Annotated in this window: 23 protein-coding genes; 21 read left to right on the forward strand and 2 right to left on the reverse strand. The window is 26.8% G+C overall.

From position 1 onward, the window contains the following. Positions 1-89 precede the first annotated feature (89 nt). The 16 genes from ACYUDJ_RS18020 to ACYUDJ_RS18095 all read left to right on the forward strand — a co-directional run bounded on the left by ACYUDJ_RS18020 (position 90) and on the right by ACYUDJ_RS18095 (position 12,392). Positions 90-1,484, forward strand: coding sequence for an RNA-guided endonuclease TnpB family protein (locus tag ACYUDJ_RS18020; protein ID WP_460289810.1), 1,395 nt, complete (start codon positions 90-92; stop codon positions 1,482-1,484). A gap of 385 nt (positions 1,485-1,869) precedes the next feature. Then, positions 1,870-2,409: a hypothetical protein gene (locus ACYUDJ_RS18025; RefSeq protein WP_460289811.1), complete on the forward strand. Its 540-nt coding sequence runs from the start codon at positions 1,870-1,872 to the stop codon at positions 2,407-2,409. A 12-nt stretch (positions 2,410-2,421) separates the two neighbouring features. Further along, entirely contained in the window at positions 2,422-3,204 is a 783-nt protein-coding gene (locus ACYUDJ_RS18030; RefSeq protein WP_460289812.1) for a hypothetical protein, read from the forward strand. Between the two features lie 41 nt (positions 3,205-3,245). Next, entirely contained in the window at positions 3,246-4,247 is a 1,002-nt protein-coding gene (locus tag ACYUDJ_RS18035) for a hypothetical protein (protein ID WP_460289813.1), read from the forward strand. 74 nt (positions 4,248-4,321) lie between these two features. Beyond that, positions 4,322-4,945 carry a hypothetical protein gene (locus tag ACYUDJ_RS18040; protein ID WP_460289814.1) on the forward strand — a complete coding sequence of 208 codons (624 nt, stop codon included), beginning with the start codon at positions 4,322-4,324 and terminating at the stop codon, positions 4,943-4,945. A gap of 1 nt (position 4,946) precedes the next feature. Continuing rightward, a complete protein-coding gene (locus ACYUDJ_RS18045) occupies positions 4,947-5,435 on the forward strand; it encodes a hypothetical protein (RefSeq protein ID WP_460289815.1) in 489 nt (162 codons plus the stop codon). Positions 5,436-5,800: 365 nt separating this feature from the next. Further along, positions 5,801-6,433 carry a PBECR4 domain-containing protein gene (locus tag ACYUDJ_RS18050; protein WP_460289816.1) on the forward strand — a complete coding sequence of 211 codons (633 nt, stop codon included), beginning with the start codon at positions 5,801-5,803 and terminating at the stop codon, positions 6,431-6,433. Between the two features lie 214 nt (positions 6,434-6,647). Continuing rightward, complete coding sequence (locus tag ACYUDJ_RS18055) at positions 6,648-7,010, forward strand: hypothetical protein (RefSeq protein WP_460289817.1); 363 nt, start codon at positions 6,648-6,650, stop codon at positions 7,008-7,010. Between the two features lie 131 nt (positions 7,011-7,141). Continuing rightward, the gene (locus ACYUDJ_RS18060; protein WP_460289818.1) at positions 7,142-7,348 is read left to right on the forward strand and encodes a helix-turn-helix transcriptional regulator; all 207 of its coding nucleotides are present in this window, start codon (positions 7,142-7,144) and stop codon (positions 7,346-7,348) included. 118 nt (positions 7,349-7,466) lie between these two features. Further along, complete coding sequence (locus ACYUDJ_RS18065) at positions 7,467-7,835, forward strand: hypothetical protein (protein ID WP_460289819.1); 369 nt, start codon at positions 7,467-7,469, stop codon at positions 7,833-7,835. A 226-nt stretch (positions 7,836-8,061) separates the two neighbouring features. After that, positions 8,062-8,286, forward strand: a complete 225-nt coding sequence (locus ACYUDJ_RS18070; protein WP_460289820.1) for a hypothetical protein — start codon at positions 8,062-8,064, stop codon at positions 8,284-8,286. A 15-nt stretch (positions 8,287-8,301) separates the two neighbouring features. After that, positions 8,302-8,928 (forward strand): hypothetical protein, encoded by a 627-nt coding sequence (locus ACYUDJ_RS18075; RefSeq protein WP_460289821.1) that lies wholly within the window; start codon positions 8,302-8,304, stop codon positions 8,926-8,928. A 161-nt stretch (positions 8,929-9,089) separates the two neighbouring features. Continuing rightward, positions 9,090-10,646, forward strand: coding sequence for a hypothetical protein (locus tag ACYUDJ_RS18080; RefSeq protein WP_460289822.1), 1,557 nt, complete (start codon positions 9,090-9,092; stop codon positions 10,644-10,646). Between the two features lie 248 nt (positions 10,647-10,894). Continuing rightward, the gene (locus tag ACYUDJ_RS18085; protein WP_460289823.1) at positions 10,895-11,308 is read left to right on the forward strand and encodes a phage tail tape measure protein; all 414 of its coding nucleotides are present in this window, start codon (positions 10,895-10,897) and stop codon (positions 11,306-11,308) included. A 275-nt stretch (positions 11,309-11,583) separates the two neighbouring features. Continuing rightward, positions 11,584-11,838 (forward strand): hypothetical protein, encoded by a 255-nt coding sequence (locus tag ACYUDJ_RS18090; RefSeq protein WP_460289824.1) that lies wholly within the window; start codon positions 11,584-11,586, stop codon positions 11,836-11,838. Between the two features lie 194 nt (positions 11,839-12,032). Next, complete coding sequence (locus ACYUDJ_RS18095; protein ID WP_460289825.1) at positions 12,033-12,392, forward strand: hypothetical protein; 360 nt, start codon at positions 12,033-12,035, stop codon at positions 12,390-12,392. Positions 12,393-12,427: 35 nt separating this feature from the next. Here the strand turns inward: ACYUDJ_RS18095 and ACYUDJ_RS18100 are convergent, their stop codons facing one another. Beyond that, positions 12,428-12,634: an LLM class flavin-dependent oxidoreductase gene (locus ACYUDJ_RS18100; protein ID WP_460289826.1), complete on the reverse strand. Its 207-nt coding sequence runs from the start codon at positions 12,632-12,634 to the stop codon at positions 12,428-12,430. A gap of 160 nt (positions 12,635-12,794) precedes the next feature. Between ACYUDJ_RS18100 and ACYUDJ_RS18105 the strand changes: the two genes are divergently transcribed. Both ACYUDJ_RS18105 and ACYUDJ_RS18110 read left to right on the forward strand, forming a co-directional pair. Further along, positions 12,795-13,130 (forward strand): hypothetical protein, encoded by a 336-nt coding sequence (locus ACYUDJ_RS18105; protein ID WP_460289827.1) that lies wholly within the window; start codon positions 12,795-12,797, stop codon positions 13,128-13,130. A 212-nt stretch (positions 13,131-13,342) separates the two neighbouring features. Next, entirely contained in the window at positions 13,343-17,884 is a 4,542-nt protein-coding gene (locus tag ACYUDJ_RS18110) for an NlpC/P60 family protein (RefSeq protein ID WP_460289828.1), read from the forward strand. A 480-nt stretch (positions 17,885-18,364) separates the two neighbouring features. Here ACYUDJ_RS18110 and ACYUDJ_RS18115 read toward each other — a convergent pair whose 3' ends face one another. After that, a complete protein-coding gene (locus ACYUDJ_RS18115) occupies positions 18,365-18,565 on the reverse strand; it encodes a helix-turn-helix domain-containing protein (protein ID WP_460289829.1) in 201 nt (66 codons plus the stop codon). Positions 18,566-18,722: 157 nt separating this feature from the next. Between ACYUDJ_RS18115 and ACYUDJ_RS18120 the strand changes: the two genes are divergently transcribed. The 3 genes from ACYUDJ_RS18120 (at position 18,723) to ACYUDJ_RS18130 (ending at position 25,974) form a co-directional block, all read left to right on the forward strand. Next, on the forward strand, positions 18,723-19,916 hold the full coding sequence (locus ACYUDJ_RS18120; protein WP_460289830.1) for an RNA-guided endonuclease TnpB family protein: 1,194 nt from the start codon (positions 18,723-18,725) through the stop codon (positions 19,914-19,916). 252 nt (positions 19,917-20,168) lie between these two features. Beyond that, positions 20,169-20,693 carry a hypothetical protein gene (locus ACYUDJ_RS18125; RefSeq protein ID WP_460289831.1) on the forward strand — a complete coding sequence of 175 codons (525 nt, stop codon included), beginning with the start codon at positions 20,169-20,171 and terminating at the stop codon, positions 20,691-20,693. Positions 20,694-20,754: 61 nt separating this feature from the next. After that, positions 20,755-25,974, forward strand: coding sequence for an Ig-like domain-containing domain (locus ACYUDJ_RS18130; RefSeq protein WP_460289832.1), 5,220 nt, complete (start codon positions 20,755-20,757; stop codon positions 25,972-25,974). The last annotated feature ends 6 nt before the right edge of the window (positions 25,975-25,980 follow it).

Raw genomic sequence — 25,980 nt, forward strand, 5'->3', positions numbered from 1 at the left:
ATTTAAATGATATCATAATATAATAGTGTTGACAAGGTGGGGACACTATAGTAATATAAAAATATAGCAAATAAGTGAGGTGATTAATAATGGGTACTATTATAAAAACAGTAAAGCAATATTCATATGAATTAGATAATAATACATTAAATGAATTGTTATTTATAGCAAATCAATATAAGAATGTTAAAAACTATGTATATTCAAGATATAGTGGAATTAATAGTATTCCATTATTAAAAAAATATAGAGAAATAAGAAATGAATGGACTAAAACTAAATTTTATGAACAATGGAAATTGCCAGCTAGATATTGGAAACTTGCTTTATCAGAAGCTATAAGTAATATAAAATCAGAATGGAGTAATATTAAAAGAAGAGTAAAAGAACAATGTAAAGAAAACAATAATTTATCAAATGAAGATAGACATTATATTAATTATATTCTTAAATTTGATAAATATTATTGGAAAGTATTAACTAATCAATCTTTTGAAATTCCTAAAATATTTCAAAGTAAAGAATTAAATTATAAATATCTTAATAGTCTTATTAAAAGATATACAAGAAGATATAAAGGACATATATCATATGCTAAAATCGGGAAAACATTTTCTATTGATACGGGTTTATATTCTTATAAAGATGGATACATAAATATTACATCAACTAAAAAAGGTAAGAGATTATCTATTAAATTAACTGATAATAATCAATATGATAGAACTATGATAGTTAAAATAGTAGATAATAAAATAGAAATTCATTGTCCTTTAAAAATTAAAATTAAAAGAAATAATAATCCTAAAAATATTATAGGAATAGACAAAGGGTATAAATATTTATTTGCAGTATCAAGTGAAAATTTTTATGGAGAAAATCTTAATGATTATTTAGGTAAAGAAACCGAAAGATTAAACAAGGTTAATGTTCAAAGAAATAGATTTTGGGCTTTGTATAATCAATATTTAGAACAGGGTAATATTAAGAAAGCCAACGCCATAAAAGAAAATAATTTAGGTAAAGTAAAATACAATCATAACAAACAGAAACATGACCAAAGCGTGAAATCTTATATAAATTATTCATTAAATCAATTAATAAAAGAAGAAAAACCAAAAGAAATAGTTATGGAACAATTAGATTTTGTTAATTGGAATGATAAATATCCTAAAAGCATAAAACGTAAATTATCAAGATGGATAAAAGGTTATATAAGAGAAAGACTTGAATATAAATGTGATTTTTATAGTATTAAATATACTTATATCAATCCAGCTTATACAAGTAAGATATGCAGTAAATGTGGTAGTTTTGGTAAAAGAGATGGAGATATATTTACTTGTCCTAATTGTGGAGAAATCCATGCTGATACTAATGCAAGTAAAAATATATTAAATAGAAAATATGATAATGACATTACTTTATATACAAATTATAAAAAAGTTAAAGAAATATTAGAAAATAGATTACAAGTAAGTTAATTTTGAATTGATATTAAAAGAATATTTAATCACAAATATATGTATCCTATGAAAATAGAGCATATATTTTATCAGAAATGAGGGTTAAATAAAATTTTTTAATTATAAAATTTTAAAATACGGTTGTAGGATAATTTAGTGAATTGTAACTAGAAATTAGTTATAATGAGCTTTATGAACTGGTACATCCAAGACTTAAAACTATCATAAGATAGAATAAGTGCGAATTATCTAAAATGAATACATTTGTATACATTTTTAGAACCAGAGAAAATGCTAGGCTATATGAAAAATAATGTGGAAACTATAGATTTAGTAACAACTAATCCAATTAGATTTATAGTTGAACCTAAGCTAAAATAATTTAGTAAAGTAGTTGATAACAATGAGTAAGTATACAGGAAATAATAATTTAAATGATATATTCTATGAAATAGTTACTATTATGTTGGCTGATGACAAACAAGAAGCTATAGACTTAAAAAAGCTTTTATATTATCAAAATGAAAAAGATAAAGATGGCAATCTAATTTATGTTAATCCTTATGAAAAAGATATAGTTTATGAGGATTTATATAATGAAAATATATATCAATATGATTATATTTTTGACATACAAAAGGAACAAAGAAATATAGTGAACGTTCATTTTGCAGGGTTAGGCATTGATAATCCTAATCATTATATAGAAGACGATTATTTCATGGTAGATATATATGTACATAAAGATATGGAAGCTATTGAAATCGATGGAAAAAGAATAGGTAGAAGTATAGAAATATTAAATAAAGTTAGAAAATTATTAGATGGTGAAAAAATGCAAAAAGGTACAACGTGTTTAGAATTACAAGGAGTCAGAGGTGGAAAGATACAAGACACCTACATAAAACTTACTTGTGATTTTAAAATAAAGAATATTAGATAGAGTTGATTAATTATGAATGAAAGAGTTGATTTAACAGATATAAGGGGTAAACCTAAAAAACATAAAGGAATTGAGATTTATCCAATAAAAATCAAAGATTGTGAGGAGTTCTATAATAAAATATATACCTTACAATTTGATAAAAATAGTATTCCTGATATTAATATTGTAAGAATGTCCTATTTAACATTTTTGTACAATCTACAGATTTTACAAGATGAAAATGGGACTTTTTTATATGAAAATTTATTAATAGATTTAATAGATTTACTGGAATTGGTTTTACACAAAAAAGCTGAAAAAGATTTTTATTTAAACGCAAATGAAAAAGGACAAGTAGAATTAGTTTTTAAAAACGAGAAAGATGAAAAAATTATATTTAAAAACAATGATTTTGAGAAAATAAAAAAAATAATATTCAAACAAAACGCTATTCCTTATGATGATGAAGTGTTATCGCCTGATTTAAAAAAGGCTATTCAAGAAGCTAGAGAGTTTATGTATAACCAAAATAAAGATAAAATGCCAACTTTTGAAGAACAAATTTGTTGTTATCATAGTGCTTTTCATATGCCTTATGATGAAATTGACAATTTAACACTTTATCAATTTACCAAAGGATTAGAAAGAAAAGGATTGATTTACTCATACCAAGTTTATGGTATTGCGGTTGCTACTGGTATGGCTAGTGGAGAAATACCTAATTGGACATCTCATATTCCAGAACAAGGATTGTATGATGATGTTTTAATTGATGAAAAGGGTATGCAAGAAACTACTGCAAAAGTTCAGTAGTTTTATTATAAATAATTTAACATTTAAGGAGGAAAAACAATATGCAAAATAATAAAGAATTTGCTGTATCCGTTGCTGATGCTATCATAAGAGATATTAGAACAAAACAAATAGTTATGATAGGTAAAGCATTTGTAGATACTGGATTAAAACAAGCTGTACAAAATAAAGAAGTTCGTGGGGGATTCGGTAATGCACTACAATACGAGTTCTCATATAACAAAGTTGTATCTTGTGAAATACAATCTGCTAACTTTAAAGAAGAGTATATCGCTATGAATAACGGTGTTCCTATAGTTAATCAAATGGCTGAATATTGGAATTATAGTGAAGCACACAAAATAAAATCTCAAAAGATAACATTGAAAGAAGAACCAGTTGCAGGTACTAATGTATATGTTGAGCTACCAAATAGTACAATAGAAACTATAGTTCCTGTAGGTAAAACTATCACACTAACAACTCCAGTTCAAGATGATGAAGAGATTTTATGTACATATAGAGTCAAAAATGTAATAGATACTATAACTATTGATACATCTCATTACCCAATAGCTTATGAACTAACTTTAATCGCTAAAGTATTTGATAAAACTGGACAAACTAAAGAAATGCAAATAGAAATTCCAGAATGGAAAGTTGAAGGTAACTTTGACTTAAATCTAAAAGCAGATGATGTTGTAGTACCTAAAATTGCTGGTAAAGCACTAGATCATAATGGAAAATATGCAATGGTTCATATGAAAAGAGTTGATGGACAAGAGATACCAATACAACAAATAGCTGTAACTGAGCCTGAAGTGGAAATAGTTAAAGGTGAAAAATACATACCTCAAGTAATAGGTATAAGAGGTGGAGTATATGGAAACGTTCAAGTACCTTTGGATAGACTTGATATAAAATCAAGTGATGCATTAAAGGTTAAAGTAGGTACTGATAATGTATTAGAAGGATTAGCAGCAGGAACAGCAAAAATAACTATGGCTTTAAAAGATGATACATCTAAGAAAGATATTATAGAAGTAGAATGTACAACAGTATAATAATATAAAATAATTTGTTAATATAGGAGTATGGTTTTTCTATACTCCTTATTTTTAAAGGAGAGGATTTTTAAGTGGTAAATTTTAGCGATTTAAAACAACCAAGGATTAAAAAAACTTTAGAATTCAATGGTGAAAAAATAAATATATTAAATCCAACTAAAGAAGTTAAAGAAAAAATAATGGAAGTAGTTGGGAAGTGTTCTAAAAAAGATAATAATACGGTTGAAATAGATATAAGTTATGATGACAATCCAGAGTTTGTTAAAAATATTTTTCAGACTTTAGTTGAAGGCATAGAATTCCCAAATAACATTAAAGAATTTGAAGAAGTAATGGACAATCCCTTGCCTATAGTAAAAGAAATTCAGTATGAAATAGCCGATATAGTTAGAAATATTGGTATGGATAGAGCGTTAGAATTAAAAAATGAAATACAATCTGCAACAGATTTAACTATGGTTAATAATATAATGAAAGAGTTAGATGAATTTGCAGAAAAGAATAAAGATTTTAAAGTTCCTGAAATAGCTATTAAAAAAAATGATGACATTACACCTAAACCAAAAGCTAAAACTAAGAGAAAATCAACTAAGAAAACTAAAAAAGTAGATAAAGAAGATAAAATAATTGAGCTAGATGAATCTAAAAAAGATAAAAAAGAATCAGACGTAGTCAAGGAAACAGAGGAAAATTAAAATGGACTTTGATGATTTAAAAGACTTATATGAATATGTAGAAAAAGCACATGAAGAAACTGCTTGCAAAGATGTACAAGAAGTAATCAAAGAAGTTGAAAGTGATGTTATAGATGAAGAAGTTTATAGCAAATATGAAAATCCAACAGAATACGAAAGAAGAGGAAAAAGTGGAGGTTTAGGAGATACAAGCAATATGATAGTACATCCACCTAGAAAAATAGGAAATGCTATAGAAATAGAAATTACAAATGAAACACCTATAAATCCACCAGATGATGGGCTTATAAGACATTATAGACTTGATGAAGTCATTGAATATGGTGGTCGATACTATGAATATCCTATAAAGAATAGAGATGAAGATGTTTATACATATCTTAAACCTCGACCTTTTACTGAAAAAACAGAAATAAGATTACTTGCAACTAAAGAACATGAAAAAGCTTATAAAAACGCAATGAAAGCTAAGGGGATTGATATTAAATAATTTCCCCTATTTTTCTTTAAGTATATAGATGTGATAAATTATCAATTTTATTAAAATTTTAATTTGTATATTTAAAGAAAAATTTTTATATTAATATTGGTAAAATATAGAATAAAATCCTTGACCTTTTATTAGCTTTGAGTTACAATAAAGTTGTAACAAATATAAAATGATAGTATATGAAATTATTTTCTAAGATTAGTGTGGTGTCTAATCTTACCAATACTCGGGGATATACTGTATAAAATACGAGTTAGTATGTACCTTCATTAGAGGGAATAATCTAATGCACACCATTAACTGAGTAAAACCTCTATCTATTTTAAAGATGGAGGTTTATTTTTAAGGCTTGGAGTTGTTTAATTATGGCAAAAGGTTATACTGTTACAGATTTGTGTGAAAATAAAAAACTATATCCTGATAAATTATATACTAATGTTTTGCAAGACTTTTATAAAAGTTTGTTTGTAAAAAAGGTGTATGTGTATAAATTGTCAAATAATGATATCATACAAATTGTATTTACTGAAGGTCAATTTTGCCATTTAATTGGATTTGATTACTTCGGCTATGAAGGTAATAAGGGATGGGATAAGCTATTGAAAAATCCCAAAAAAATTAGTAGTTTTTCAAAACAAACTAAATTCAAATTACTTCAATATAGGATAATGAGTTTTAATAAAATATTTAGTATTTTAAATAATCCTAATGTTTACATATATGAAGCAAAAGAATACCCTGAGTTTAGTTATAAATCTATATATTTTGCAGTATTAAAAGAAGAAAATAGGATTTATAAATTAGGTATAGGAAAGGATAAAACAAATATAAATTATTGTGAAACTTATCTAGTAGATTTAAATAAAGAACAACATAATTATTATTTAAAAGAAGAAAATTTATTAAAAATAAAAAGTAAGAAAATATTAGATATAGTAGAGTTTAATGAAATTAGACAACAAAAATTAGAAGTGGCTCTTACAAAAGAGACTGAATAATAAAAATAATACATATTACATATGAACTTCTAACAAATAAAAGTTAGGAGTTTTTATTATTTAAAGATAATACTTGACAATTATAAAACAATTTGATAAAATATAAGCAATATAAAGAACTTTTTCTAGGTTGGCAATATTCTCAATTTGTGATAAATTATACATATATTATTAAAATTATATATGGAATTATTTGTATATTGGAGGTATTGCAATGAAAAAGAAAAAGTTTTTTAAATTGGTTTTATTATGTTTAAGTTTTATTTTTTGTCTAGGATTGTTTGTTGGGTGTAGTGAATCAGAAGAGGATAAAGCTAGGCATTATAAGTTCGATGTCTATAAAGCTACTACAGGCTTAGTAGAACAAAAATTAACGTCTCCTTCAACAGCCAAATTTCAAGAATTTGACGAAAAATTAGTACAAGACTTAGGTGGCGATAAATATGAAGTTTCAGGATATGTAGATGCAGAAAATAGTTTTGGTGCTAATATTCGTTGGAACTGGCATTGTACTGTTAGAATTGAGGGGGAAGGTGAGAATAGAAAAATAAAAACTGATGATATATATCTTAAATAAATATTATAATTAAATGGAATGACATATATTAAAAACTATATGTCATTTTTAATTTAAATCAAATTCCATGAGTAGGTATGGTACAATAATCTTATAAAACTCATATAAAAATATATGGAGGGATTTAATAAATGACAGTAAAAAACAATCTAAAAGAGATATTGAAAGATAAAGGAATAAAACAAGTATGGTTAGCAGAGCAGGTCGGAATCAATTCAAAAACCCTTAGTAATATCATAAATGGTAAATATAATACAAGTTTAGAAGTTGCTTTGAAAATATCAGAAGTTTTAAAAATGAGTACAGATGATATTTTCAAATTAAAAAAAGATGAATAGAAAAATACATTAATAAAAGTATTGACACACAAGATAAAAGGTAGTATTATAATATTTGTAAGGTAAAAGCAACCAATTAATCCAAGCCTTGCAAATATTATAATAGGGAGTTGTCGATATGTTAAATAAAACAAATGCTATTAATAATATAGAGTGGGAAAAAGAAATATTAGAAAGTGCTAAGAATTATCAAAAAGAAAATGAAGAAATGATTAAGGGATTAGTTATCAAACTAAAAACAATTAATCTATTCGGCACATACATAAAAAAAGAGAATATTGCATTAGCTATGGAAAATTTTACAGTAGAGGAAAATGACTATAATATCTTTATAACAGGATTTGCTTGTTTTGATACTGATGAGGGAGAAGATTATATTAATAATTGTATATTCGCAATTTCTAAGATGGGGTTAATCAATTGGAATGACGATTTTGAAGATATTGAGTTGGAATATATAGATGATATAGTTGTGTTGGAAGTATGATTTGCTAAAATTGTCAAGAAAATTTTGTATATTAAGATACAATTCATAACTTTTAATATTCATTTTGTCTTTATTTTTAGAACGAATTATCATCAATATTATACCAATTTATGGTAATATATAAATATGCTAATTATTTAATATATACAGACGAAATAGATAATATGCATATTTATATATTAAATCGCTCGATAAAATGTTGAATTTTGGTATATGAGGTGGTAGAATGGATATAAAGAGATGGACAGGCTATGAAAAAGTGTACAAGCTTAAAGTAAAAAAACAAAGGGGGAAAAAGATGATGGCAGTATCTATGGGAGTTTTACCTTGCTTAAAAAAAGAAGACGCTAAAATTTTATTAAAAGATATGGAGAAAAGTACCTTAAAATTGAATGTTTTTAAAGAGTGTGGTAAAAAATTAAAAGAAATCGTGGAAAAAGAAGGCTTATAAGGAAAGGGTTTATGTATGGCATTATATTTGGAACGATTAAGTGATAAACATTTTAGAGAAGTAGATGATTTTGAATGTGGTATAGAATATGATTCATTAGCCAATTTTCTTAAAAATGAAGCTTTTCATTATAATACTACAGGGGAAGGTAATACTTATTTAATAAAAAGTGATGTAAAAAATCAAATTATTGCTTATTATACCTTACGATCTAATTCTATACAAATGGAAAATCCCGAATTTGAAGATGAACAATTATCAGATGATGATAAAAGAAAATATATAGTTATACCAACTATAGAACTTTCTCGATTCGCAGTTCACATGGATTATCAAAATAAAAAACTTGGGCAAAATATATTATTAAATTATGTATTACCACATATTTTTTTCATAAGAAAATTAATAGGAGTTCAAGCAATATTAGTTTTATCTTTAGATGATAAAAAAACTAAGCATGTTTATAATAAGGTTGGCTTCGAAAAAATGGAAAACAAATTACAAACACTTATTGAATATGAAAATGAGAAATGTGTTTGTATGATAATTAAATTTGAAGAAGATAATAACAACAATGAAAAAATATTAAATTTAGCAAAAGAATCTTATGGAATTAATGATATAAAAAAATTAATTAATTAAAACCTTCTAGCTGATAAAAGCTTAGAGGTTTTTTTATTTTGCTTAAAATTAAGAAATAAAGGCATTTTTTACAATGTCTTTTTATTTTTGCTTAATTTATTCACATAAAAAATATTATGTAAATAAACTTAAAGTAAACAAATATGAAAGGAGGAATTTAAGTGGCTAAATTTGGTATAAGAACCACATTTGCATTAGAAGATTTTAATAGTGTGAATACTAGAGCCCAAGAACTTTTAAAGCAAGTTGGAGAAAATAGTAAGATAAAATTAGATTTCTCAGATGGAATGTCTTTAGATAAAATGAAACAACAATTAGATAAATTACAACAGGAAATTATTAAAAATAGTAAACAAGCTAGTCAAACATTTTCAAAATCTTTTGATGATGTAAACAAACAATTTGAACAACAAATAGATAAAATAAAAAATAATTTGAAAAATATGGGTTCAAATGTAAATGTTAGTTCTATAAAAGATGATTATGGGAAGATAATTGGTGCTATATCCCAATATGAGGATAAAGCAGGAAATATTGTAACTAAAAATTATGAGATAGATAAATCATTTAAGAACATAGGCAATGATGGAAAATACATAGAAAAATTAAAGGCTGTAACAGATACAAGATTACAAGACCAAGATAAGATAATTAAATCATTAGAAAAAGAAAGAAAGAAGATAGAAGAGTTAACTGGTTCTATAGCTAAATTAAAAGTTAGTGAAAATGGAAATGGCAAGATTCAAAGTGCAAAGATTAGTTATGTAGATAATGATAATAAATTAGTTGAACAGGCGTATAAAATAAAAGAAGATATAAAAAGAAAAGAAAATGTTATAAATAAAGGCTTATCTTTAGAAAATACGGGTGTTAATACTACTGAAAATGTACAAAAAAGTATAAAAACATTAGAACAATATCAGAAAACCATAGATAAATTGAATGAAAAAAATATAAAACTAGGTGATGGAAGCCAAAGTCAATTGTTTATTAAAAATCTTGAACAAGCACAGACATTAATTGATAAAACAAAATCATCTGGTGAATCTATGAGTAAAAGTATTCAAAAAGAACTTGATATTTTAGTTAGTAAAATGAATTTTGAAAATAAAACAATTAAAGAAAATAACACTGAAATGAAGAAAAAAGAAAAAATAATGAAAGATGCACCTGTAGCAATTCAGGGATATGAAAACAAAATAAAAAAATTAACAGATGCATATGGAAAATTAATAAAAGAAGCTGATTTAAAAAAACTAAGAGAAGAAATGGCTAAATTAGCAAATTCAAAAGAACCTGAAGAATACGCTAGACAATTGAAAGTTATAAAAAATGAATATGATAAATTAGAAAGCTCTGTAAACAGTGGTGGTAAGAAAGGTAATGGTGGAATCCTTGCTTCTATTGGTGAAGCTATGACTAAGTTTCCGATTTGGATAGGTGCTACTACTGCATGGATGGAAGCTATCCACAAAGTCAAGGAAGGTATTGGATTTATTGCTGATTTAGATAAAGCACAAACCAATATTGCAATGATAACAGATATGCAAAAAGATAAAGTTGCAAGTTTAACAGGCGAATATAGTAAATTAGCTGGAGAACTCCATACTACTACATTAGAAATGATGGGTGGACAAAGCACTACTGCCCATGTAAAACCTCGTGAACCTATAAATATAGGGTGTACATTTAACGTTAAAGTATCAAATGGGAAATAATTTGTTAATAAATGTGCTAACAGGGAAAGAGAAATCCAATCCTGTGCGAAATTATATTTATTTTTAAATATATAATCGTTAAACGACTATCGAAACCATAACATAAATGTAATTAGGGTTGTTTATGTGAATAAGGGAGTAGAGTGAATTAACACTATTAGTACATCCATAGCGAAACTCTATGGGTGGAAGTGCGAGGACTTAACCTAATAAGTATGATATAGTCTATTGATTAATTTAAATAATTAATGGGTGCAGAAGAGTTCCTTAGAGCTGGTAGAAGCGTAGAAGAAACTAAAGGATTATTAAAGGCTTCTACAATTGGTGGTGCAATTTCAGGGCAAGATAATAGAGCTGTTTCAGAACAATTAATTGCTATAACTAACGGCTTTAGTAAGATGACTGAACAAGCACAGAAAGATGGAAAAAGTTATGAAGAAGTAGTAATGCATGTTATCGACACCATTTCAACATTAGATAACGCTTCTGCTACTTCATTCCAAGAAGTTGCAACTGCTATGATGAGAACATCATCTTCAGCACAAATGGCAGGAGTAAATTTTGAGACTTTAGCGTCTTACGTGGCTACAGTTTCAGCAACAACAAGAAGGTCTGCGGAGAGTATTGGTGAATCCTTTAATATTGGAGGCATGATAATATAAACCCAATAAATTATCATGAAAATCCCTTTTAATTGACTTGGAAATCCTTGAAATAGGATGACAGGGGGCAAGTTTAAATACAGCCTGAACGACTAAACAAAGGGACTTTATTTGGGAAAATATAATAAAGATATGATAGTCTGCTCGTCTTCTATAAGCTATTAGTTTTAATAGTGAAGGAAGAGAATTTTGGTCGATGTGAAATAATCATCTAAAGAAGTACCAAAATCGCTATAATAAAATAATTTGTTATAGTCAGTAACTTGTTTCTACAAGTGAAAGTAACAGAAAGCAAAACCATATTCGCCAGATTCCAAGACATAAAACAAAATATTAATGTTGAAGATGGAGGAACAATTTCCAATGTTGAAAATTCATTAAATAAAGTTGGAATAGCAATAAGAAAAGACCAATATCACTTTAAAGAATTTTCACAAATTATAGAGGAATTAAAACCAAAATGGAAAGATTTAAATGATTTAGAAAAAACAGATATCTCAAAAAGTCTTGCAGGTAGAATGTGTGCCTGAGTATACAGTAATGTATATTTTAAAAGCGAACCATATCGGAAGAACCCTAAGTCAGAAATGATATGGCAATTCCGAGGAAAGATTTTATTTTAATTAATTTTATAAAAATATATTTTAACAATTATGAATATTGTATGAAACTCCAATACATGTTAAAATCATAATAGGAAAGCTATGGAATTGGAGGAATTGTAATGAAGAAAAATAAGTTTTTTAAAACGGTATTATTATGTTTAAGTATTATATTATGTTTAGGAATTTTTGTTGGATGTAGCGATAGCTCAGGTAGAGGAGATGAAAGTGAAGAAAGATATAAGGCGTATGAAACAGCAAAATCTTATGTAGAAGACGAGTTAAAATCACCATCAACAGCAGAATTCCCAAGTGCAAGTGAAGCGAAAATAACAAAACTAGGAAAGGATGAATATAAGATAGAGTCTTATGTAAACGCAGAAAATAGTTTTGGTGCAAAAGTAAAAAGCACTTTTAGTTGTAGAATTGTTGTTGATTATGATAAAGAAAAAGTAGATTGTTATGACTTAGTAATAAAATAATTAATATATGTATGTGTACCTTATATGGTACACTTTTATTTTGTTATCCATTTGATTTCATATCCAATTATTTGAGCTATTTGTAATAATTCTTTGTATTTAATAGTCTCATTATTAAGCTTTTTGCTAAGATTTTGTACAGAATAATTTGTATTATTTTTTTTATTTAATTCTTCTTGTACTTGGGTTAATGTCCAGCCACTTTTTACTATATAGGATTTTATATCATCTTTTATGCTCATTAAATCACTCCTTAGTATAATATTATACTAAGGAGTTTAATTATAGTCAATACTTTATAATTTTAAACAAAATAAGGGTTGACACATTAAAGAATAAGGTTTATTATTAAACCATAAAGTTGATATTTAAACCAATACAGGTAAATGGAGGGATTGTTATATGTATTTATTAGAAATACTAGAAAGTGCTAAGAGTTATCAAAAAGAAAATGAAGAAATGTTTCAAAGATTAGTTATCAAACTAAAATCAATTAATCTATTCGGTACATACATAAAAAAAGAGAATATTGCATTAGCTATGGAAAATTTCACAGTAGAGGAAAATGACTATAATATTTTCATAACAGGACAAGCTTGTTTAAATACTGATGATGGAGAAGATTATATAGAAAATTGTATATTCGGAATCTCTAAATTAGGATTGCTTAGTTGGAATGATGATTTTGGAGATATTGAGCTAGAATATATAGATGACATAATTGTTTTAGAGTTATAAACATAATAATAAAATACAATATTATTAAAATTAATTAAAATAAAAAATCCGTAACGACTAAACGTTCGCCTCCTATAAAAATATAGGATGAAGTTATAGTCTAAACGTCTATGGAAACATAGAGAGGGACGGTCGATGTGAAATAATCATCTAAAGAAGTACCGTTCCCGCCATGATAAAAATTATGGTCTGTAGCTTATTTTTTTAAATAAGTGAAAGTAATAGAATTGACGAGACAAAGAGAGAATTTTTTGGTTTTAATGAATAATTTAAAAACAACAGATAATTTATTAAAAAAAGTAGGAGACGCAGCAGGTAATTCTCAAGATAAGTTTGATAAAATATATGGAAATTCCCTTGAAGCAAAGATTAATAAATTTAAACATACTTGGGAAGAATTTTATCAATCTTTAATTTCAAGTGATGCATTAAAAGTAATAGTTCAAACGGGAACTAAATTGGTCGGTGTCTTAGATGCACTGGTTAATTCAAGTAAAGGTATAAAATTAAGTTTGTTAGTTTTATTACCAACAACAATTTTACTAGCAAAAAGATTTAAAGATTTTTTTAAAATTTTAAAGGATGGAAAAGATTTATATTCAATAAGTAAAACATTTAAAACATTATTTAATATTACCGATGCAGGATTGCCATCCATAAGTAAATTAAAAGGTGCATTTTCAACTTTAGGAACAGTTATGCTTAATTTAGTGACAACACCAGCAGGTTTAATATTCTTAGGAATTGCAACAGCAGTTGGGGTAGCGACAGCAGCAGTCATTAAACACATAAAGCATCAAAAAGAAATAAGAGAAGAAAATAAAAAACTAAAGAAAAGTTATGAAGATTTAACTGCCGCAATGAAAGCTAATAACAAAGAGGGTATTAAAAATGCTTCAGAAGACCCTCAGAAAGCTCAGGATGAACTTCAGGGCTTAATTAAAAAGAGGGAAGAACTTAAAAAAATAATGGAAAGTTCTCCGAACATGAAAGATGGAGCAAGTGTCGGTGTTGCTAATCAGTTAAAAGATACAGAAAAAAGAATACAAGAATTAAGAAAAGCACTTAAAGATAATAATTTTACCATAGATGAAGCAACTGGAAAAATAGTTGAGTTAGCAAAGGCATCATCTCAAATTACTAACCTTGATATGGCAAGTGCAATAAAAGAAAATGCAGAATATGAACTTGAAGAAAAAAATACTATCATTAATTTATATGATGAATACAATAAATTAATTTCAATTAAAAATAAAAACAAAAGCCAAGAGATGGAATTAAGCAATGTGTCTCAATCCTTAAATGATAAAGTCAAAGGTTTAATATTAACAAAAGATAAAGAAGGAAATGTGATTATTCAAAACACTGACTTATTAGGTAAGGAAATAGATATTTTAAAGACTGAGGGAATAACAGTTGACCAACTAACAAAGGTTAAATTAGGTGCAGCAAAAGAACAAGCTCAAATACAAATAGGAATAACAAAAGTAACATATGAAGAAGCAAGAAAAAGAATGCTTATTTTACAAGAGGAAGCTAGAAATTTACAACCATTAGCAGATGCTTTTGATAAAGCCCTTCCGACTTCAAAGATAACAGGGTCAAATCTTTTTCAAAGACAAATAGATGGCTTTAAAAGTACAAGTTTAGATATACAAAATCAAATGGCTAAAATAGATAGTATATATAATCAACCTAAAAGTACAATAACTACTGATAATAATACACCAGATTTTACCCCTACCGACCCAGAAAAAACAAAGAAAAGTACAGAAGCTACAAAAGAGAATACAGGCGAAACTGACAAAAACAGAGAAGCTGTAAATAAAGCTAAAGAAGCCGTAAAACAGTTTGAATTAGCCTTAAAATCATTAGAAATTCAAATGACTAAAAATAATATAGCATTAGGAAGATTATATGAACATAGTGATAAATACATTTCAAAATTAAAAGAAAGACAAAATTTAATTAAACAAGAAATTGAATTAAATAAGAAACAAATAGCTACAAATGGACAATTAGCTAATTCATTAGGTGCAGTAGGTGGTTCATATGTTAACGGCATGGGAAATAGTATCGGAGAACAAGTTGTCAGAAATGCACAACAATATCTAGGTAGACCATATAAATGGGGCGGTTCTAGTCCTAGTGAAAACTTTGACTGTTCAGGCTTAGTTCAATATGTATACAAACAGGTTGGCATAGGATTGAATAGAACTACATATGACCAAATAAAACAAGGTACACCTGTATCCAAAAATCAATTACAAGTTGGCGATGCTGTTTTCTTTGGCAGTCCTAGTGACCCGCACCATGTTGGTTTATATATGGGCAATGGACAATATATACATGCTCCAAAAACAGGTGACGTTATCAAAGTTTCTAATTTAAATAGTAGAAGCGATTATTTAACTGCTAGAAGATATGCGAGTGGTGGAGGAGCTTCAACTCATAGAACAACTTCATCAAATTATAGTGGACAATATGCTAGTTATATAAATGAAGCGGCTGCTAAATATGGTGTTTCTGCTGCTTTGATTGCGGCAATAATAAAACAAGAATCGAATTTTAATCCTAATGCTCGTTCCAATAAGGGAGCAATGGGGTTAATGCAGTTAATGCCAGCTAATGCAAGAGAATTTGGAATAAGCAATCCATATGACCCTAGACAAAGTATTATGGGCGGAACACAAGAAATTGCTAAATATCTAAAAAAATATAATGGTAATTTAGATTTAGCTTTAGCCGCTTATAATGCAGGTATGGGAGCAGTTCAAAAATACGGTGGCGTGCCACCTTATAAGGAAACTAAAGATTATATCCCTAAAGTTAAAAAATATATGAAGGAATATGGTGGGTCAGAATCTTCCATACATTCAACAATAGACGAGCAAATGGATTTGATAGGAAAATCAATGGATTTAGAAAAGAAAAACCTTGAACTTCAAGAAGAATTAAATAAAATAAATATACAAATATTAGAAGCAAAATTGGGTCAATACGATGATAGAGTTAAATCCATTGATCGAACACTTACTCAATTAAGAACTGATGTTGATTTATCAGGAAAGAATGATACAACATATATAAATTACTTGTTAAGAATAGATGAATATAGTAATAAGAAACTTAATACTTTAAAAGAAAAAAGAGCATTTTTAGAAAAAGAAATGAAATCTAATATATATGATGAAAAAACTATACAAATGATGAGAGAAAAGAATTCAGAATTAGGTACAGAAATGCTTAACATGTTAAAGAGTATTAAAGATTTAGGATATGAAATAGCTACAGCAAGATATGAAGCGGTACAGCAGATTTATAAAGACAATATAGAAATGCTTAATAATGAAATAGAAAGATTATCGACTGAAGAAAATAAAAATTTAAAATCTATTATTGGTTTAAGACAACAAATGATTAGTCAAGACGAAGAAAATATTAAAAGATTAACTAATCTAATAAAAGAATTAAATGCAGAATCTTATAAAGAAAATAAACCTTTTTTATTAGATAAAATAGAGGAGTATAATAAAGAATTAGATAAAGCTAATTCGGAATTAATTAAACATAAAAAAGAACTTGATAATGTAAAAGATACTTTTAATAGTGTAATAGATTCTATAGAAGATAAAGTTAAGCAGGCTATTCAAAAAACAAATGAAGAATATAAAAAAGGTGCAGAAAAAAGAAGGAAGTTATTTGAAGAATCAATAGACAAACAAGTAGAAAAAATAGAAGAAGCTAAAAGAAAACTTGATAAAAATGAAACTGCACAAAATGATTATGAAAAAATAATGGAAATTCAAGAAAAAATAAATAGGCTTGATTTAAATGATTCTATAGAAGCTAAAAAACAGAGGGCTGAATTAGAAAAAGAATTAAGAGATGCCCAAAGAGACCAACGTTCTCATGAAATGAATTATGAAATAGAGGATAGGAAAAAACAATTAACAAATGCAAAAGACCAGTATGGAAAATTAATTAATGGCTACGATGATAAGCTTGGAGAAACTTTAGAAGATGATAAATTAACTCTTGAAGCAAAACAAGCTATGCTAAATGGTTATATTGTAGATTTAAATGGAAATATGATTGATTTAGAAAAAGCAATAATTAGCATGGAAGATAAATTTGGTAAGGGATTAAGCAGTACGGGAAATAAAATAAAGAAAGATTTAATTGATAATTTACGTACGGTTCAAGATATTTTAAAAGAATTTGGGACATTAGATACTACCAAGATAGATTTTAAAGATAAAGCAGTTGTTAATGTGTATGGAGCAGGAGCAGATTTAGAAAATGCTAGAAAAATACTAGGTATAGATGGATATAATTTTGTAGATACAAAAATGGTAGACCATGAAAAGATTCAACTAGGAGAAAATGATATAGTATTAGGTGCAAAAGGCACTCATAATGGCTTGAATAGAGATGATTTAGGTGGCGCAACGAGACTAGGTGGCAGTAATAGATATGAAACTGCTGCAATTATTCAATTGTATAAAGACATTCAAGATGGAAAAGTGACACCTTTTAATGGAGTGGTGTATGGTAGTGGACAAGATTTAGAAAATGCTATGAAATGGTTAGCTCCTTTAGGTTATAAATTTGTTGACACAAGTAAAATAAATCCAAGAACAATTAGATTTACACAAAGTGATTTAATTGTTGGTGGAACAGGAGCTAAAAATGGTGTGCCTTTTGATGTTTCAGGGGTAAAAAGATTAGGTGGAAATAATAGATTTGATTGACTTGCCAACGCATACTCGTGACTTCAGTCATCAGTTAGTTGGCGAACAGTTAGCATATAGAGAAATCTGTATGTAGTGGTATTAGTCACAATACCCAATACTACCTGAATTGCTGGGAAACCCTAAAGCCAATTAAACTACAACATAAGAATGAAATAAGTCTAAGTGTGAAAGTTACGAAAGTAGAAAAAATTAATTGGATGGTGCAAGGTTAAATCCTAAACACTAAAATAATGGGTAATCAGCAGGTAAATTCCGAATAGGAAAAACTTCAACGACTATTCCTCTTGAGGGAAGTAGGTGCAAGCGTACCGAAGTGGGTAGACCCTAACATGTAATGATGAGGGATAAGATATAGTCTGTGCGTTATACGAAAGTATGAGAAGTTCATAAGAGAACTGCATGGGGAGTAGCGAACCTATGTGAACAATACCTCAAAATATGATTAAAGAACTTATAGTTCTTATATATATTATTTAATTATTTAGGTATAAATTCAATAACACTTTCAATATTACAATTAAGATATACACAAATATTTTCAAGTGTTTCCATAGAAACATATTCGTTTTTAGACATTTTTGCTAATGTAGCTGTGCTAAAACCAACTGCTTCACGAAGTTGAGTTTTAGACATATCTCTTTCTAACAATAATCTAAATAATGGTTTGTAACTAATCATTTAAATCACTCCTTTTTATTTAGATTATATCATATATATTTTATAAGTCAATATATAATATTTATAAAGCTAAACAAAATATGTTGACATTAAATTTAGAATATGATATATTATATTTAGAAAGGCAAACATAAGTCTTAAAATGAGGTGTTAATAAATGACTTCTGCAATTATTGAAAAGAATACAATAACAAAAGGTTTTAAATATAGGATATATCCAAACAAAACTCAAATAAAGCAAATAGAATTAAGTTTTAAAGCTAAAAGATATGTTTGGAATTATTTTTTAAATATTAATAAACATAGATTAAAACATCATAAATCAGTATTAAACTATACTAAAATGTCAAGATTATTAACACTACTTAAAAAGAAAAATATATGGCTTAAACAATGTGAAAAATCAGTATTACAAAATACTTTAAAATATCAATATGAAACATTTTTAAAATTCTTTAAGAAAGAATGTGGTTTTCCTAAGTTTAAATCATATAAAAATAATTATCAGTCTGTAAAAATAAATTTCACAAATAATAATATTGAAGTAATTGAAAAGGAAATAAAATATACTTCCACAGGTAAGTATAGAAAGCAATTTTGTAAAATTAAATTACCTAAATTAAAAAAAGTAAAAATAGCTTATTCAAGACAATATCAAGGCAGAATAGTTAGTTCTACTTTATCAAAAGATACAGATGGTAAATATTATATTAGTTTGTGTTGTGTAGATATACCACAAGAGAATAAAAATAAAACAGGCTTAGTAGTTGGAATAGACTTGGGCATTAAAGAATTTGCAACTACAAGTAATAATAAAGTTATTTCTAATCCTAAATATTATAGAAAATATGAAGATAAATTAATAAAAGCTCAAAGAAAACTTAGTAAACGTAAAAAAGGTAGTAATAATAGAAACAAACAAAGATTAATAGTAAATAAATATCATAAGAAGATTTATAATTGTAGAATAGATTTTCTACAGAAGTTAACTTCAGATTTTATTAATAAATATGATATTATTTGTTTAGAGGATTTAAATACAAGTGGAATGTTGAAAAATCATAAGTTAGCTAAAAGTATAGCTGATGCAAGCTTCTTTGAGTTTAATAGAGAATTAGAATATAAAACAAAATGGTACGGTAAAATATACCAACAAATAGATAGATTTTATCCTAGCAGTCAATTATGTAGTAACTGTAAGAATCAATCACAACAAACTAAAGATTTAGGAGTGAGGACATATATCTGTAAGAAATGTGGATTAGAAATAGATAGAGATTATAATGCTAGTATAAATATTTTAAATGAAGGATTAAGAATAATTAATAATAGAAAAGTAGTAAGTATGTAAATTGAAATAATTAAATAATATATATAAGAACCGTAGGAACTACGGGGATAGCTTGGTAAATTTACTTACAATAGTAGGTACTACCCAAGAACCCCGTGACTTTAGTCATGGGAGGTTCAGACGGATAAACAAATAGAAAAATATGCAAAATCACAATTAGAAACAAAAATAAATCAAGCCTATAGAGAAACTAATAAGAAAATTGGAACGGTATATGCAACAGGAATAGATTTAATAAATGCTAAAAAATATTTGAGTAAACAAGGATATACATTTGTAGATACTGATTCCGTAGTTGATAAAGTTTTAAGCCCAAATGATGTAGTTGTTGGTGGAACAATGAAAGGTAGAGAAAATATTTATAATAGCGGTTCTAAATGGTTATATGGAAAAGATAGGCATGAAACTGCAAATCTAATAAATGAATTTGCTAAATATAATAATATTAGAGGGTTTAGTACAGGCGGAGTTGTTGATTATACTGGTTTAGCTATGGTTCATGGGGAAAATAATCCTGAATTAGTATTAAATAATGACCAAGTTGTAAAACTTCATAATTTTATAAAGGGTTTACCAAATTCAGGAATGAGTACAAATGCTTTAAAATTTGCTAGACCAAATATAAGTACAACAAATAATTCAAAAGAATCTAGTATTATAAATAAATATGATATTAAGTTAATTGTACAGGGAGATTTAAAAGGAACAGAAAATGATGCAAATAGATTCACTAATATGATGGCTAGTAAATTAGTAGATGTAATGAAAAAGAAATAATAGTTCTAATCAGACCGTGTAATAATTTTACATGGTCTCTATTTTTAAAGGTGGTGATTTTTTGATTAGAGCCAGTGAGGAAATTTGGTTTAATGGACATAGTAGTAAAGAGTTTGGATTAATAAATGCCAATATAGACAATGATGGATTTTTAGAAGAACCATTTTTAGCTGAGAGAAAATTAAGTATGGATAGAATAAAATATCAACCTAAAGCTTATTTTGATAGTGTTGAAGAACAAGAGAAGTCTTTTGAATTAAAATTAGCTTTTAAAGATAATATTAAAATGGACAAAAATATTTTAAGAAAAGTTGCTAAGTGGTTAAGTGTACTAGATGGTTATAAAGAATTATGGTTTAGTGAAGATTGTGAAATAGATGAAAATGGAGATTATGATATTAATAAGCCTACAAGAATTTATTTTGCTATAGTTGAAGGAGTATCTAATTTACATCATGCATGTTTACCACAAGGTTATATAACAATTAGATTTAAAACTAATTCTCCATATTGTTATTCTCCTAAAAAAACAACAGTAAAATATACTTTAGGTGAAGGTGATAGAGTTTTTGTTTATAATGATGGAGATATGGCTTATCGTCCAGAAGTTAGTATAAAAAACTTAGTAGAAAATCAAACTATAGAATTAAAAAGTAATGCTTTTGAACCTGATAATTATATAGATTATCTAAATAATAAAAGTAAAGATAAATTTGATTTTATATTTAAACAAGGAGAAAAAGCAAAAGGAAATTTTGATTTAGATGGAACTGCTTATGATGGTGAAATATTTAAATTATCAGATAAAACATATGAATTTGATCTAGGAGATAATAAAACTAAAAATAAATATGATATTAATAATATATTAGTACCTGTAAAAGGTGGGACAAAAGCACATAATACATTAAAATTTGAAGATGGAATAGTAACAGATGGAAGTACAGTAACTATAGGAGACCAGACTTTTGAGTTTGATAATAATAATATTTTTGCACCATCAAATGTACAGGTAGATATTTCAGATTATTGTGGTAGGGCAAAAGGAACATTACATTTAAATTCGAATTTAATGCCTAATCAGACAATGAAAATAGATGAAACAACTTATACTATGGTAGGAGGTACTAATGAATTTATTATAAAAATGACTGACCATTTGTTAAGTGATGGATTAGAAACAAATATAACTGTCAAAAGTGATAAAGTTAATACAAAACAAGATAATGTTACAGTAATGACTCCTAAGTTTAAAAAAATAGATAATTGTTTAGTAAGAAATGTAACTAAAAATCCTTCTGATTTAGGTATTAGAAAAATGAAATATTTAGATAAAGATTTTGTTATGGTTTTATGGGACGGAGAAAGCAATGAAGATTATCAAGACTCTATAGAAGATGTTGGAATAAATGATAGAGTAGTAATTAAATTTGATAAAGCTATAGATAAGGATACGATAACAGAAGATACAATAATTGTTAAAGATTTAGAAGGTCATAAAATACCTATTTTATTTGATTATGGTATGCCTTCAGATTTAGGAAAAGTAATAGGTATATTACCTAAAAATGGTTATGAATATGACACATCATACACAATTCAAGTTACAAAAGGAATTAAATATGAAAAAGGGTCTAATATAAAAAATATTAGAAAAATTAAAATACATACTAAAAAAGAAGGACAAAGTTCTGAAAATGAAACTTTTACAAATATAAGTACTGTAAAAGCTTTTACATTTAATTCACCACATAAATTTAAACAAAGCACTATAAATAAAGACAATATTTATGTTTTAAATGATAAAAAAGAAAAAGTGGATGTCAATTTAAATGTTACAAATGGTGGGAAATCTTTAGTTGTTCAACCTGTAGTTAAATATGAGCAAGGAAAAACTTATAAATTATATTTTACAACAAATATATTAGATTTAAATGACATGAGTGTGGTAAGAAGTGAAAAGATTATAACATTTACTACAACAACAAAAGATAATTCTGCAAATATAGATTTAGATTGTGATGACTTTTATAGCAATGTCCCTATAGATAAACCTTTTTCAGTTCCCTTTCCTAAAAGATTAAATTTAAATCAAATAAATAGAACTTATGGGTTAGTAGATTTAAGAACTAGAGATAATAAACAAATAGCAGTTTTTTATTCCTATAAAACAAGCAACACTAAATTACTAGAAATTACTCCTAGTGAAAATTTAGAGTACAATACTACTTATTTTCTATATATTAGTAAGATGGTTCAATATGATGACCAAAGTGGCTATATAGACGAACCTTTAAGAATTAAATTAATTACAGAAAAAGACCCCTCAATTAAAGATGATATCAATGAAGAAGATACTATCAATGAAGAAAAAATAGTTGATAGGAATTTTTATAATGTAGCTACAAATAAAGATTTTACAATTAGTTTCAATGCCCCTGTTATTAGTATAGAAAATGGTGTATATATTAAAAATTCAAAAGACGAAATAGTTAATTGTTTTACTAGAATAAGCTCCCAAGGAAATGGAATTAGTATTTATCCATATCCAATGTGGGAGATAGATGAAAAATATTATGTATATGGAAATGAGAATATTAAACTATCTAAAAAACCTAGAATATTTGCAGGAGATTCTTCTCCAGATGGAAATGGAAATAAAGGAGATTATGCAAACGCTAAAGAAATATTTGAACCATTAGGATTACAAGTTATTAAGACCAATAATTGGATTGTACGTGGTATGGAATTATATGATACTGAAGGAAATAAAGTTTTTATAGATAAAAGAGATGTTATAATAGGTGGTGACTTTAGAAAGAATTCTAGTGATTATAAAGATGATGGAACTATTGTTGACGGTACAGCTATTAATAATATTCCTTTGGCTATTTTTACAAATGGTGCAACTAGAATTTTTGGAATAAATAGAGTTGAAACTAGAAAGAAAATGTTAGAATATAAAGAAAAAATAAAAGATAGAGCTTATATTAATAGAAGTATGTATAAAAAAGATACATTAATGATGATATTTAGTGTAGACCATAAGAGTAGTGCAGTAGAAATAGATGTTGATAGGAATATAAGTTTATCTGATAATAGATTATTATTAGATAAAGATGAAATACCTAAGAAAATTAAAAATATGAGGGCAAAAGATGATATTTACTTATATGAAGGAACAGATTTAGATTTTACAGTAGATATGAACATGCTTATTCCAAATAAAGTACCTATTGGTGCTAAAGCATATGCTGCAAAAACTGGAACAGTAGTTAATAAGATACCTGACGATTATACTAATGCAATAAATATTTTATCAGAATTAGGGTATGAAATAATAGATACCGCAGGAATGTCATACTCAGATAAAAATAATATTATTTTTAAAGTTGGAGATATAGTTATAGGTGGAGAATTAGCAGGTGTTCTTCCTAATGATTTAGATAGCAATGGAAATTTAAAACCTACACCTCCACAGATAGATAATCCAAATGACAAAAGAAAAGAAAGGGCAGCAGGTATTCCTAGAGGAATCAATATTTATCCTGCTAGAAGATTACAAGGAACTGCAAGCAACCCTGGAAGAGATGGAACTAAAAAAGCTATGGAAGATTGGGCAATGTTAGTTAAAAATGCACAAAGTGCTGGTGATTTAGGTGATGGATACGAAACTAATATTGCATTAAATGGAATTACTGTGAAATATAAAGTACCTAAAGAAGCTAAAGTATATGGTACAGGTACAGATATGTACAATGCCATAAGGTATTTAGGTGACATGGGATATGATTTTATAAATGTTGGAACTATGACATTTGAGGAGAAATTATCTTTGCCTTTTAAAAAAGGTGATTTAGTCGTGGGTGGTGCAAAGGCAAGTGATGTAGTAATTGAAGATAATACCAAGAAGAACGTTACAGGTGTGCCTAATATCCCAACAAATGGAGCTTTAAGGTTAGGTGGAAATAATAGATACGAAACAGAAAGGAAAATAAAAGCGTTTGCAGAAAAATTAAAAGTAAAAACTATAAATGCTGGAGATATAATTAGAATAGATATGATAATAGATACTCCTGAAAATGATATAGTAAACTCCGAAACAGATTTTGAAAATACAGCAAATGTAATACCAAATAATAAAAGGATAGAATTTCATAGGGTAAAAAGTATTAAAGAATTAAGCAGAAATAGGATATATATAGAATTTGAAGAAAATATCAGAACGATTAATTATATTAGTACAATTGAGATAACAAATTTATATAAAATGTATAATAATAGGGAAGCAGAAGATTATCTATTTACTGCCCCATATCAAATAAAAGTCGGTTATGATAAAAATGAAACTTTAGAAAATATAGTAAAAGCTATCAATGATACAGGAACAGGTGGTATTGAATATAGTCTAAGAACATTTAAACATAAAACTGTTGCATGTCAAAGAGCAAATGATGATGAAAATGAATTTTTAGCATTAGAAATGGGTGAAAAAGGGAATGTGGTTACTAGTTTAGTGGATAAAGTAGATATCGCAAACAAATTCTTAAATCCAACTTTAACAGGTGGAAAAGATTGTAATCAAAGTAATGCTATAAAAACATTAGCAGAAACAATAGAAAAGCAGAATGATAAACCAGAAAGATATAATAAAGATAAATATACTTGTTATTATAGTTCAAATAGTATAACAGTAACACATATGTTATCAGGTATAAAATATAATAACATTATATGCTTGTCTAATGTTACAAAGTTAGTACAAACACCTTATTTAATTAATGAAAAAGATATAGGGAAATTAGAAGAGTTTTTAAACAGGGAAAAACAAATTGCAAAATGGGAATACCCAACTTTAATTGGTGGTGAAGACCCAACTTCAAGAGATTGTATTTTAGCTTTGTATAATAAGATATTAGAAAATCAAAATAGCATTGTAGATATAAATATAGTAGATAAAGTTAAATATGGGAAAAGCTATAGTGGTATAAATATTGAATATAAAGTTGTAGGTGAAAAAGGAAATATTTTAATGAAAACAACGTGTGTAAATGGAATATTAAGTGGTAAAAAGCTAAAGGATGGACTAAATGGGTTGTTGCAAAATGAATCTTTATATATAAATTGTGATAGGCAAGAAATTATAAGTAGTCTTGATAAAGATAGATATAAGAATTTCAATAATGATTGGATAAGAATACCTGTGGATGGTACTACTATAACAGTTGTCCAAGGAGCAATTGAATTACAATTTAAATATAGAGAAATATTTTTAATTTAAGGAGGA

Source organism: Clostridium sp. CTA-6 (assembly GCF_054768115.1).

Bases quoted from the DNA above. Each gene is read 5' to 3' on its own strand.
- ACYUDJ_RS18120 (WP_460289830.1), top strand. From the start codon at position 18,723: ATGACTTCTGCAATTATTGAAAAGAATACAATAACAAAAGGTTTTAAA.
- ACYUDJ_RS18095 (WP_460289825.1), top strand. From the start codon at position 12,033: ATGAAGAAAAATAAGTTTTTTAAAACGGTATTATTATGTTTAAGTATT.
- ACYUDJ_RS18020 (WP_460289810.1), top strand. From the start codon at position 90: ATGGGTACTATTATAAAAACAGTAAAGCAATATTCATATGAATTAGAT.
- ACYUDJ_RS18030 (WP_460289812.1), top strand. From the start codon at position 2,422: ATGAATGAAAGAGTTGATTTAACAGATATAAGGGGTAAACCTAAAAAA.
- ACYUDJ_RS18060 (WP_460289818.1), top strand. From the start codon at position 7,142: ATGACAGTAAAAAACAATCTAAAAGAGATATTGAAAGATAAAGGAATA.
- ACYUDJ_RS18100 (WP_460289826.1), bottom strand. From the start codon at position 12,634: ATGAGCATAAAAGATGATATAAAATCCTATATAGTAAAAAGTGGCTGG.
- ACYUDJ_RS18105 (WP_460289827.1), top strand. From the start codon at position 12,795: ATGTATTTATTAGAAATACTAGAAAGTGCTAAGAGTTATCAAAAAGAA.
- ACYUDJ_RS18085 (WP_460289823.1), top strand. From the start codon at position 10,895: ATGGGTGCAGAAGAGTTCCTTAGAGCTGGTAGAAGCGTAGAAGAAACT.
- ACYUDJ_RS18045 (WP_460289815.1), top strand. From the start codon at position 4,947: ATGGACTTTGATGATTTAAAAGACTTATATGAATATGTAGAAAAAGCA.
- ACYUDJ_RS18070 (WP_460289820.1), top strand. From the start codon at position 8,062: ATGGATATAAAGAGATGGACAGGCTATGAAAAAGTGTACAAGCTTAAA.
- ACYUDJ_RS18065 (WP_460289819.1), top strand. From the start codon at position 7,467: ATGTTAAATAAAACAAATGCTATTAATAATATAGAGTGGGAAAAAGAA.
- ACYUDJ_RS18025 (WP_460289811.1), top strand. From the start codon at position 1,870: ATGAGTAAGTATACAGGAAATAATAATTTAAATGATATATTCTATGAA.
- ACYUDJ_RS18075 (WP_460289821.1), top strand. From the start codon at position 8,302: ATGGCATTATATTTGGAACGATTAAGTGATAAACATTTTAGAGAAGTA.
- ACYUDJ_RS18055 (WP_460289817.1), top strand. From the start codon at position 6,648: ATGAAAAAGAAAAAGTTTTTTAAATTGGTTTTATTATGTTTAAGTTTT.
- ACYUDJ_RS18050 (WP_460289816.1), top strand. From the start codon at position 5,801: ATGGCAAAAGGTTATACTGTTACAGATTTGTGTGAAAATAAAAAACTA.
- ACYUDJ_RS18035 (WP_460289813.1), top strand. From the start codon at position 3,246: ATGCAAAATAATAAAGAATTTGCTGTATCCGTTGCTGATGCTATCATA.
- ACYUDJ_RS18115 (WP_460289829.1), bottom strand. From the start codon at position 18,565: ATGATTAGTTACAAACCATTATTTAGATTATTGTTAGAAAGAGATATG.